8 protein-coding genes are annotated in these 11608 nt (G+C 72.7%); 6 read left to right on the plus strand and 2 right to left on the minus strand.

Annotated elements, in window-relative coordinates; genetic code table 11:
* The first annotated feature begins 17 nt into the window (after positions 1 to 17).
* Positions 18 to 1673 (plus strand): WD40 repeat domain-containing protein, encoded by a 1656-nt coding sequence (locus AB5J54_RS31340; protein ID WP_369147271.1) that lies wholly within the window; start codon positions 18 to 20, stop codon positions 1671 to 1673.
* Between the two features lie 33 nt (positions 1674 to 1706).
* Here AB5J54_RS31340 and AB5J54_RS31345 read toward each other — a convergent pair whose 3' ends face one another.
* Complete coding sequence (locus AB5J54_RS31345; RefSeq protein ID WP_369147272.1) at positions 1707 to 2495, minus strand: hypothetical protein; 789 nt, start codon at positions 2493 to 2495, stop codon at positions 1707 to 1709.
* A 324-nt stretch (positions 2496 to 2819) separates the two neighbouring features.
* Complete coding sequence (locus tag AB5J54_RS31350) at positions 2820 to 4514, minus strand: PucR family transcriptional regulator (protein WP_369147273.1); 1695 nt, start codon at positions 4512 to 4514, stop codon at positions 2820 to 2822.
* A gap of 303 nt (positions 4515 to 4817) precedes the next feature.
* On the opposite strand from AB5J54_RS31350, the gene AB5J54_RS31355 reads away from it, so the two are divergent.
* The 5 genes from AB5J54_RS31355 (at position 4818) to AB5J54_RS31375 (ending at position 11592) form a co-directional block, all read left to right on the plus strand.
* Positions 4818 to 5708, plus strand: coding sequence for a xanthine dehydrogenase family protein subunit M (locus AB5J54_RS31355; protein WP_041131867.1), 891 nt, complete (start codon positions 4818 to 4820; stop codon positions 5706 to 5708).
* 2 nt (positions 5709 to 5710) lie between these two features.
* Positions 5711 to 6307 carry a (2Fe-2S)-binding protein gene (locus AB5J54_RS31360; protein WP_369147274.1) on the plus strand — a complete coding sequence of 199 codons (597 nt, stop codon included), beginning with the start codon at positions 5711 to 5713 and terminating at the stop codon, positions 6305 to 6307.
* 2 nt (positions 6308 to 6309) lie between these two features.
* Positions 6310 to 8703 (plus strand): xanthine dehydrogenase subunit D, encoded by a 2394-nt coding sequence (gene pucD, locus AB5J54_RS31365; protein ID WP_369147275.1) that lies wholly within the window; start codon positions 6310 to 6312, stop codon positions 8701 to 8703.
* A gap of 238 nt (positions 8704 to 8941) precedes the next feature.
* Positions 8942 to 10414, plus strand: coding sequence for an NCS2 family permease (locus AB5J54_RS31370; RefSeq protein ID WP_369147277.1), 1473 nt, complete (start codon positions 8942 to 8944; stop codon positions 10412 to 10414).
* A 41-nt stretch (positions 10415 to 10455) separates the two neighbouring features.
* The gene (locus AB5J54_RS31375) at positions 10456 to 11592 is read left to right on the plus strand and encodes an XdhC family protein (RefSeq protein WP_369147278.1); all 1137 of its coding nucleotides are present in this window, start codon (positions 10456 to 10458) and stop codon (positions 11590 to 11592) included.
* Positions 11593 to 11608: the final 16 nt, after the last annotated feature.

Here is an 11608-nt window from a genome sequence, read left to right on the forward strand (position 1 = left end):
CGCCCGTGAGGTGCCCCATGACGTACGCGACCTCGTCCCCGGCCTGGGACGGCACGGAAGCCGAGGCCGCCGAGCTGCTCGGCTGGCTCACCGATCCCGAGGCACCCCGCCTCTGTCTCGTCACCGGCGCCCCCGGCAGCGGCAAGACGGCCCTCCTCGGCTGGCTCGCCGCGTACGGCCCGCGCTCCGGCCGGGCCCGCCGCCGCACGGCCCGGCTGCTCGTCCCGCTCGCCGGGCAGAGCGCGCTCGGCGCGGCCTGGACGATCGCCGACCGCCTCGGCGTGGTGGCCCGCTCGCCCGGCGACCTCGTCCACGCCCTCGCGACCAGCGAGGCGCGCCCCGCCGGCCGGGCCGTCCTCCTCCTCACGGACCTCCACGCCTCCGCCGAACCCGCCGCGCTCACCCGGCTCATCGCGGAGCTCGCCGGCGTCGGCCGGATCCGGCTCGTGGTCGAGGCCCGGAGCGGCACCCCGGCCCCCGCCGTGCTGCGCGCCGAACGCCGGGTCACCGTCGTCGACCTCGACGGCGCGCCCGAGACCGCCGACGGCGCCGCCGTGGAGCCGGCGCCGCCGCTGCCGGACCTCTCCGACCCCGCGGCCGTCTGCGCGGCCGACCCGCTGCTCGTCACCACGGCGTACGTGACGGGCGCCGCGCTCGCCGGGGTGCCCGGCACCCTCGACGGGCCCGAGCCGTCCGGCCGGCCCGGCGAGGGCACCGCCGACGAGCACGGCGGCCTGAGGGCCGCCTGGATGCGCGCCGGACAGTCGCTCTGCCGTGAACAGACCCCGGCGGAACGTGCGTTGGTCCTCCTGGCCGCGCTCGGCGACGGCGCCGACCCCCGGCTCCGGCCCGCCCTCGCCGCACTCGCGGAGGGCGCGCCCTGGCGGGTCCGGTGGGCCCGTCACCGCGGCGACCTCAACCCGCCCTGGCCGGGCCCGGTCGCCGTGCTCGGCGCGGCGGGCGGCCCCCTGGAGGGCACCCTCTTCGTCGGCGACCCCACCGGCACCGTACGGCTGCTCCACGAGGCCGACGCGAGCCCCGGCGGGCGCCTCGCGCACAGCGTCCCCGGCCGGATCACCGCGCTCGCGCCCGCACCCGACGGCACGGTGCTGCTCCTGGACGACCGGGGGCGGCTGCACGCCGTACGGGGAACGGCGCCCCGGCCCCCGTATCTGGAGCGGCTCACCGAGGCGGTCTCGGCGACCCTGGCCCGCCACCCGGGCACGGCGCTCGCGGCGATCGCCGGCTCGGTGGTGGTGGGGGACCGGCTGGGCTCCGTCCACGCCTTCGGCCTGACGGGCCTTCACCAGTCGGCCTCGCACAGCGGCCGGGTCACCGCCGTCGCGGCGGTCGAGTCCGAGACCCCGTTCGTCTGCTCCGGCGGTGCCGACGGGAGCGTCCGGCTCTGGACCCCCGGCCGCGCCACGCGCCCCGAGCCCCTCGCCGAACGCCCCTCGCCGGTCGTCTCCCTGCACGCGACCGAGACCCCGTACGGACCGCTGGTCGCCGCGGCCTGGGCCGACGGCCTCGTCGAACTCCACCGGCCGGAGGGCGGCCCGACGCTCTCCTTCCGCCCGGGCCCCCCGGTCCGCGCGGTCGCGGTCACCGGCGCCGGCTCCCTGCTCGTCGGCACCGACGACAGCCTGGTCTGCCTCGCACCCACCTCGCGGTGACGAGGCGTCACCAATGATTCAGCGCAGGAGACTTCAGGTCGCCGCCCGAGGTGTCAGCTGGGCCGACAGCCAGGTCGGGACGCCGCCCAGGAGCTGGAAGAGGCGTCTCGCCTCGGCCCGCAGGCGGCCCGCCTCCGGCTCGGTCTCCGTGGTCGCCAGGGCCGTGAGCGCCGGGGCCGTGCCGACCAGATAGCCCAGCTCCTCACGGATCCGCAGGGACTCCGCGAAACCGTGCCGTGCCTCCGCCAACTCCCCCTCGCGCAGGGCGAGTCCGGCGAGGTGCCGCCAGGTGAAGGAGAGCAGGAGCGAGTCCCCCTGCGCGGTCGCCCCGGCGTGCGCCCTGCGGTACGCGGCGCGGGCCGCCTGCGGGGAGTCGCCGAGGTTCTGGGCGATGAGCCCGCGCCGGAAGTCCAGGAGCGGCCGCCCGCCGGCGGAGGGGCCGATCAGCGCCGCCGCCCGGCCGAGCGCCATCCGGGCCTCGTCGGCCCGGTCACGTACGCCCAACAGCGTGGAGGCGTAGGCGAGATAGCCGCGTTCGCAGGCCGCGGCCCCGCGTTCCTCGTCGGTGCCGGCCACCGCCTCGGCCGCCCGGAGCGCGTCCTCGGCGTCGGCCCAGCCCTTCTCGGTGTAGAGGCAGCGCTCGATGAGCAGCGCGGCCCGTTCGAGTGCGGCTGCCGGTTCGGCCGCGTGCGGCGCGAGCAGCGCCGCCGCGTCCGTCCAGCAACCTCGGGAGCGGAGCCGCCATATGGCGGTCTCCACGGGTGTCTCCTTGCCGTAGGCGAGGGACGGATCTTCGCCACCCCTTGATTCGGAACCAGACATGGCGGTATCCGCCACATTGCCCTCCCCGAGCGCGCCATCGAGCTGTTGAGTAGGACGGCATCTCAGCACGAACGGGAGCACCCGGCCAAGGGGTCGGGTGAAAAATTTCACAAACTCGCGCCGGGGTGGAGAGCCCCGCCCCGACCCGGCGCGACGGGCCGCCGGACGGCCGACCGGCCCGTGATCAAGCCGGTGATCAGCCCCGGACCCGGTCCGCGGGACGCGGCGCGCGGGGGATGCCGAAGGCCCCGGCGCCACTCCTCCGGACTCGCCCGAAGGAGTGAATCGCCGGGGCCCCGAACCGTTCGAACCGGCTCGCGCGGCTCAGCTCATCCGCAGCGCGAGGAAGAAGTCGAGCTTGTCCTCCAGACGGGAGAGATCACGGCCGGTGAGCTGCTCGATCCGGCCCACCCGGTAGCGCAGCGTGTTCACGTGCAGGTGGAGGCGGGTCGCGCAGCGGGTCCAGGAGCCGTCGCAGTCCAGGAACGCCTCCAGGGTCGGGATGAGCTCCGCCCGGTGGCGCCGGTCGTAGTCGCGCAGCGGGTCGAGCAGCCGGGCCGTGAAGGCCCGCCGCACGTCGTCCGGGACGAAGGGCAGCAGCAGCACGTGCGAGGCCAGCTCGTGGTGCCCGGCGGCGCAGACCCGGCCCGGACGGGCGGCGGCCACCCGGCGGGCGTGCCGGGCCTCCTCCAGGGCCCCGCGCAGGCCCTCCGCCGACGCCACGGCCGCGCTGACGCCCAGCGTGACGCGCCCGTCGCCGTCGAGGCCCGAGGAGAGCGGAGCCCGTACGGAGGCGAGCAGCGCGTCCGCGTGCAGCCCCAGGGCGGGCGCCGGGCCGTCGTCCTCGCTCTCCGGCAGCGGGCCCGCGGCCAGTGGGACCAGGGCGATCGCCTCGTCACCGCTGTGCGCGACCGCGATCCGGTCCGCCGACTCGGCGCCGATGGCCGCCGGGTCGACGAGGATCTCCTCCAGGAGCGCCTGCGCGACCGGCCCGCTGTCCACGGGGGCCTGACCGGCCTCCTGCTCCCACTCCACGCGGGCGACGACCACCTGCCAGTGCGGGGCCGTGCCGAGCCCGGGCAGCAGCACCGGGGCGGCGACCCGCAGCCTGGCGGCGATCTCGGCGGGCGCGGCGCCCGTCTGCACCAGCTCCAGGACCTCCTGGGCGAGCCGGCGCCGTACCGTGCGGGCCGCGTCGCGCCGGTCCCGCTCGACGGCGATCAGCTGGGTGACGCCCTGGAGCAGGTCGAGCCGGGCGGCGGGCCAGTCCCCGGCGTCCGCCTCCACGGCCAGCAGCCAGTCCGACAGGACCGTCTCGCGCACGTCCCGGGAGGCGGGCGCGGCGCCCCGGCCGGTGTTGCGGATCGGGAAGAGCGAGTACGTGGCCCCGGCGACGCTCAGCCGGTGCGGGCCGCGCCGGCCGGTGCGGGTGGCGGCCAGGTGCTCACCGGCCAGGGTGGCGGCGAGCGCGGCCTCCAGCGGCTCGCCCGCGCCCGCGATCTGGCGGCCGGTGGGGGAGAGGACCCAGGCCCGCAGGTCCAGGTCGGAGCCGAGGAGGTCGAGGACGACCTCGGGGCCGCCGCCCGCGGGACCGGAGGTCATGAGCCGCCGGTGGCGGTCGACGACGGCCGCCAGGTCGCCGGCCCGCTCGCCGGAGACCTGTCGAACAACATGCTCGGTGATCGTCGCGAACGCAACGGACTCGTTCACAGCGAACAGCGGAAGCCGGTGGCGCAAACACGCCGCCACGAGATCGTCGGGGATGTCGCCGAGCTCGGCCTCGCCGGCGGCGAGGGCGGCCACTCCGGCCGAGGCCAGGATCCGGACGAAGGGCTCGGCGTCGGCCGGGTCCGTCCGCCAGGCGAGCCCGGTCAGCACCAGCTCGCCGCCGGACAGGTACCGGCTGGGGTCCTTGAGGTCCGTCGTCATGACGCCTCGGACGGTTCGGTCCAGCTCGTCGTCGCCGCCGAGCAGGCGCAGCCCGAGCGCGTCGTTCTCCAGCAGTGCGCGCAGCCGCATCGTGTCGCCGCCGTTCCTTCGTTCGGTGATGGTGAGTGTCGCGTTGTCGACGGTGGGGTGGTGCCACCGTTTCCAGGGGAAAACGGCGAGGTTTCTGTTCCCCGCCTTTCGTTCGAATCTACAAGACGACGACGGGCACCAGCCAACTCCTTCATGTTTTCGGTGACTGCACCCGGGCGATCGTGGCTTGTGTACTAGGCCACACACCGCGTGAACAGCACATGAACACGATGTCGAGGGCCGGCCGTCCCCCCGGACCCACTAGCTCGACCCCCGATCCAGAATCACTAGAAGAGAGCCACCATGGACTTCCTTCGCCCCGCCAGCTGGGAGGAGGCGCTCGCCGCCAAGGCCGAGCACCCCACGGCCGTGCCCATCGCCGGTGGTACCGACGTCATGGTCGAGATCAACTTCGACCACCGGCGCCCCGAGTACCTCCTGGACCTGAACCGTATCGAGCTGCTGCGCGAGTGGGAGGTCGGCGAGGAGAACGTCCGCCTCGGCGCCTCCGTCCCGTACACGCAGATCATGGAGAACCTGCGCGCAGAGCTCCCGGGTCTGGCACTGGCCTCGCACACGGTCGCCTCCCCGCAGATCCGCAACCGCGGCGGCGTGGGCGGCAACCTCGGCACCGCGTCGCCCGCCGGCGACGCCCACCCGGCCCTGCTCGCCGCGGGCGCCGAGGTCGAGGTCGAGTCGGTGCGCGGCAACCGCTTCATCCCGATCGACGAGTTCTACACCGGCGTGAAGCGCAACGCGCTCCAGCCCGACGAGCTCATCAAGACCGTCCACATCAAGAAGGCGGACGGCCCCCAGCAGTACTCCAAGGTCGGCACCCGCAACGCGATGGTCATCGCCGTCTGCGCCTTCGGCCTGGCCCTGCACCCGGAGACCCGGACCGTGCGCACCGGCATCGGATCCGCCGCGCCCACCCCGATCCGCGCCAAGGAGGCCGAGGCCTTCCTGAACGCGGCTCTGGAAGAGGGCGGCTTCTGGGACAACGGCAAGATCATCACTCCTTCGATCGCGAAGCAGTTCGCCGACCTCTGCTCGGCCGCCGCCAACCCGATCGACGACGTCCGCGGCACCGCCAAGTACCGGCGCCACGCCGTCGGCATCATGGCCCGCCGTCAGCTCGGCTGGACCTGGGAGCAGTACCGCGGCGCCGGCCGCACGCTTGAGGGAGCTGCATAACCATGCGCGTCAATTTCACGGTCAACGGTCGTCCGCAGGAAGCCGACGACGTCTGGGAGGGCGAGTCCCTCCTCTACGTTCTGCGTGAGCGCCTGGGTCTGCCCGGCTCCAAGAACGCGTGCGAGCAGGGCGAGTGCGGTTCCTGCACCGTCCGTCTCGACGGCGTGCCGGTCTGCTCGTGTCTGGTCGCCGCCGGCCAGGTCGAGGGCCGCGAGGTCGTCACCGTCGAGGGCCTGGCGGAGTACGCCAAGGAGCGCGAGGCGCACGGCGGTTGCGCCACCGGCGCCTGCGGCGGGACCTCGGTCGACGCCGCCAAGAAGTGGGAGGCCAAGCCCCAGGACTCGCAGACCGGTGAGGGCATCGAACTCTCCCCGATCCAGCAGGCGTTCATCGACGCCGGCGCGGTCCAGTGCGGCTTCTGCACCCCCGGTCTGCTCGTCGCGGCCGACGAGATGCTGGAGCGCAACCCGTCCCCGACGGACGCGGACATCCGCGAGGCGCTCTCCGGCAACCTCTGCCGCTGCACCGGTTACGAGAAGATCCTCGACGCGGTCCGCCTCGCGGCCGCTCGCCAGGAGCGTCAGGGAGAGGCGGTCTGACGATGGCTCAGAACACACTGCCGGTGGGTACGCCCACCGACGTCACCCAGAACCACGTCAAGGGCGGCATCGGCGAGTCCACGCTCCGCCCGGACGGCACCCTCAAGGTCACCGGCGAGTTCGCCTACTCCTCGGACATGTGGCACGAGGACATGCTCTGGGGCCAGATCCTGCGCTCCACCGTCGCGCACGCCGAGATCGTGTCCATCGACACCTCCGAGGCCCTCACGATGGACGGCGTCTACGCCGTACTGACCCACGAGGACCTGCCGGCCGCGAAGAACTACGGCATGGAGTTCCAGGACACCCCGGTCCTCGCCTACGGCAAGGTCCGTCACCACGGTGAGCCGGTCGCCCTCGTGGCCGCCGACCACCCGGAGACCGCCCGCCGCGCCGCCGCCAAGATCAAGATCGAGTACCGGGAGCTCCCGCTCATCACGGACGAGGCCTCCGCCCTCGCCCCCGACGCGATCCTGGTCCACGAGAACCGCGACGACCACCACTCCGGCCACGTCCCGCACCCGAACATCGTGCACCGCCAGCCGATCATCCGCGGCAACGCCGACGAGGCCGCCAAGCGCGCCGACGTCATCGTCAAGGGCGAGTACACCTTCGGCATGCAGGACCAGGCCTTCCTCGGCCCCGAGTCCGGCCTCGCCGTACCGGCCGAGGACGGCGGCGTCGACCTGTACGTCGCCACCCAGTGGCTGCACTCGGACCTCAAGCAGATCGCCCCCTGCCTCGGCCTGCCCGAGGAGAAGGTCCGGATGACCATGGCCGGTGTCGGCGGCGCCTTCGGCGGCCGCGAGGACATCTCCATGCAGATCCTCGCCTCCATCCTCGCGCTGCGCACCGGCAAGCCGGTGAAGATGGTCTACAACCGGTACGAGTCCTTCTTCGGGCACGTCCACCGTCACCCGGCGAAGCTCTACTACGAGCACGGCGCCACCAAGGACGGCAAGCTCACGCACATGAAGTGCAAGATCGTGCTCGACGGCGGCGCGTACGCGTCGTCCACGGCCTCGGTCGTCGGCAACGCCTCCTCCCTCTCGGTCGGCCCGTACGTCATCGAGGACGTCGAGATCGAGGCGATCGGCCTCTACACCAACAACCCGCCCTGCGGCGCCATGCGCGGCTTCGGCGCGGTCCAGGCCTGCTTCGCCTACGAGGCGCAGATGGACAAGCTCGCGGCCAAGCTGGGCATGGACCCGGTGGAGCTGCGCCAGCTCAACGCCATGGAGCAGGGCACGATCATGCCGACCGGCCAGGTCGTGGACTCGCCGGCCCCGGTCGCCGAGCTCCTCCGCCGGGTCAAGGCCCGCCCGCTCCCGCCGGAGCGCCAGTGGGAGACCGCCGGCGAGGGCGCGGACGTCCGCGCGCTGCCGGGCGGCCTGTCCAACACCTCGCACGGCGAGGGCGTCGTCCGGGGCATCGGCTACGCCGTCGGCATCAAGAACGTCGGCTTCTCCGAGGGCTTCGACGACTACTCGACCGCCAAGATCCGCATCGAGGTCATCAACGGCGAGGCCGTCGCCACGGTCCACACCGCCATGGCGGAGGTCGGCCAGGGCGGCGTCACCATCCACGCCCAGATCGCCCGTACCGAGCTCGGCGTCCAGCAGGTCACCATCCACCCCGCCGACACCCAGGTGGGCTCGGCCGGTTCGACCTCCGCGGGCCGCCAGACGTACATGACCGGCGGCGCCATCAAGAACTCCTGCGAGATCGTCCGCGAGAAGGTCCTGGAGATCGGCCGGCGCAAGTTCGGCTCGTACCACCCGGCCTGGGCCAACGCCGAACTCCTGCTGGAGGGCGGCAAGGTCGTCACCGACGGCGGCGAGGCCCTCGCCTCCATCGCGGACGTCCTGGAGGACCAGGCCGTGGAGGTCGAGGAGGAGTGGCGGCACCGTCCGACCCAGGCCTTCGACCTCGTCACCGGCCAGGGCGACGGCCACGTCCAGTACGCCTTCGCCGCGCACCGCGCGGTCGTCGAGGTGGACACCGAGCTCGGTCTCGTCAAGGTCATCGAGCTGGCCTGCGCCCAGGACGTCGGCAAGGCGGTCAACCCGCTCTCCGTGGTCGGCCAGATCCAGGGTGGTACCACCCAGGGCCTGGGCGTCGCGGTGATGGAGGAGATCATCGTCGACCCGAAGACCGCGAAGGTGCGCAACCCCTCCTTCACGGACTACCTGATCCCGACGATCCTCGACACGCCGACCATCCCGGTCGACTACCTCGAACTGGCCGACCCCAACGCGCCGTACGGCGTCCGGGGCATCGGCGAGGCCCCCACCCTGTCGTCCACCCCGGCCGTCCTCGCGGCGATCCGGGCGGCGACGGGCCTGGAGCTCAACAAGACACCGGTCCGCCCCGAGGCGCTCACCGGCACCCTGTAGGACTCTCCGGGCGGTGCGTGCCTCCCCGGAACGTCACACTTCCACCGCCCGCACCGCCCGGAGCACTCCCTCCCGGAGTACCCGCATCACCGCAGTACCCGCATCACGGCAGTAACCCGTTCGTCTCGGGCCGTCCCCCGGGTCGTGCAGCCAACGAAATATCCCAAATCCCGCAGCTTCACGTCAGAGCTTGAGAAGTCTGATGCGGGTGCCCCTTTGAACCTTGGGAGTAGGCCCCATGACCCAGTCGTCTGTGGAGCCCAAGACCACCGCTGAGGACGCGGGCTCCGGCTCGCGCACCCCCGCCGGGCGCTCTTGGCTCGACCGGTACTTTCACATCTCGGAGAGAGGATCCACCGTCGCGACGGAGATCCGCGGCGGCGTCACCACCTTCATGGCGATGGCGTACATTCTCCTGCTCAACCCGATCCTCCTCGGTGGCCCGGACGTCGACAAGCACGTCCTCGCCACCTCCGCCGTCATCACGGCGACCGCCTTCGCGGCGGCGGTGACCACCCTGCTGATGGGCTTCGTCGGCAAGGTCCCGCTCGTCCTCGCGGCGGGACTCAGCGTCTCCGGTGTGCTCGCGACCCAGGTCGTGCCGCAGATGACCTGGCCGCAGGCCATGGGCATGTGCGTCGTCTACGGTGTCGTGATCTGTCTCCTGGTGGTCACCGGCCTCCGCGAGATGATCATGAACGCGATCCCGCTGCCGCTCAAGCACGGCATCACCATCGGCATCGGCCTCTTCATCGCGCTGATCGGCTTCAACAAGGCCGGCTTCGTCGGCGCCGGCCCCCAGTTCGGCCCGCCCATCACCCTCGGGTCCGGCGGCGAGCTCGTCGGCTGGCCGGTACTGATCTTCGCGGTCACCCTCCTCGCGATCTTCGCCCTCCAGGCCCGCAAGATCCCGGGCGCGATCCTCATCGGCATCGTCGCCGGCACCGTCATCTCGCTGATCGTCAACGCGGTCGCCGACATCCCGGCCAAGGGCCCGGGCGCCTGGGCCAACGGCGCTCCCGAGCTCAAGGGCAGCGCGGTCTCCAAGCCGGACTTCTCGCTCTTCGGCGACGTCTCCTTCGGCGGCTGGGGCGACGTCGGCTACATCACCGTCGGCGTCATCGTCTTCACCCTCGTCCTCGCCGGCTTCTTCGACGCCATGGCCACCATCATCGGCGTCGGCACCGAGGCCAACCTCGCCGACGACAAGGGCCGCATGCCCGGCCTCTCCAAGGCGCTGTTCATCGACGGCGCGGGCGGCGCGATCGGCGGCGTCTCCGGCGCCTCCGGCCAGACCGTGTTCGTCGAGTCCGCCACCGGCGTCGGCGAGGGAGCTCGCACAGGCCTCTCCTCGACCGTCACCGGCCTGTTCTTCGCGGCCTGCCTCTTCTTCACGCCGATCACCCAGATCGTGCCCCGTGAGGTCGGCTCCGCCGCCCTGGTCGTCATCGGCGCGATGATGATGATGAACGCCAAGCACGTGAACTGGGGCGACAGCTCCGTCGCGATCCCGGTCTTCCTGACCGTCGTCCTGATGCCCTTCACCTACAGCATCACCCCGGGTGTCGCGGCCGGCGTCATCGCCTACACCGTCATCAAGGTGGCGCAGGGCAAGGCGCGCGAGGTCGGAGCCTTCATGTGGGCCCTGACCGCGATCTTCATCGTGTTCTTCGCCCTTCACCCGATCGAGGGTTGGCTGGGCGTCAGCTGACGCCCGACAATCACCCTCCGTACACACCCAAGGAGACCGACATGCTGGACATCGCCGAAGAGCTGCACCGGTGGGTCGAGCAGGGACGCACCTTCGCCGTCGCCACCGTGGTGGCCGTCGGCGGCAGCGCGCCCCGGCAGCCGGGAGCCGCACTCGCCGTCGACAGCGACGGCACGGCGATCGGGTCGGTCTCCGGCGGGTGTGTGGAGGGCGCGGTCTACGACCTGTGCGTCCAGGCCCTCGAAGACGGCAGGACCGTCGTCGAGCGCTTCGGCTACAGCGACGAGGACGCCTTCGCGGTCGGCCTGACCTGCGGCGGCATCATCGACATCCTCGTCACCCCGGTCCGCGGCGGGGTCTTCCCCGCCGCGCTGGCCGCCGCCGTCTCCGGGGAGGCGGCGGCCCTGGCGAGGATCGTGGACGGACCGGCGGACCTGTTGGGGCAGGCGCTGTTGGTCCGTCCCGACGGCTCGTACGAGGGAAAGCTCGGCGGCCACCCCGAGCTGGACCGCACCGCGGCCGCCGAGGCCGGGGCCATGCTCGACGCCGGCCGCACCGGCACCGCGGAGATCGGCGAGGACGGCAGCCGCTGCGGACAGCCGCTGACCCTCCTGGTCGAGTCCTCCGTCCCCGCCCCCCGCATGATCGTCTTCGGCGCCATCGACTTCGCCTCCGCCCTCGTCCGGGTCGGCAAGTTCCTCGGCTACCACGTCACCGTCTGCGACGCCCGGCCGGTCTTCGCGACGCCCGCCCGTTTCCCCGAGGCCGACGAGATCGTCGTCGACTGGCCCCACCGCTACCTGGAGTCGACCGAGGTCGACGGCCGGACCGTGCTCTGCGTCCTCACGCACGACGCCAAGTTCGACGTGCCCCTCCTCCAGACCGCCCTGAAGCTTCCCGTCGCCTACATCGGCGCGATGGGCTCCCGCCGCACCCACGAGGACCGCAACGAGCGCCTCCGCGAGGTCGGCGTCACCGAACTCGAACTCGCCCGCCTCCGCTCCCCGATCGGCCTGGACCTCGGCGCGCGCACGCCCGAGGAGACCGCCCTCTCGATCGGCGCCGAGATCGTCGCCAACCGCCGCGGCGGCAGCGGCGTCTCCCTCACGGGCGCCCACACCCCCATCCACCACGACGGACCCCGCGAACCGGACGGACGCATAGGTTCGGTCGCATAGCTCCGTTCACCGGACC

This window comes from Streptomyces sp. R44 (assembly GCF_041053105.1).
In the GTDB taxonomy this organism is placed as follows: Bacteria; Actinomycetota; Actinomycetes; order Streptomycetales; family Streptomycetaceae; genus Streptomyces.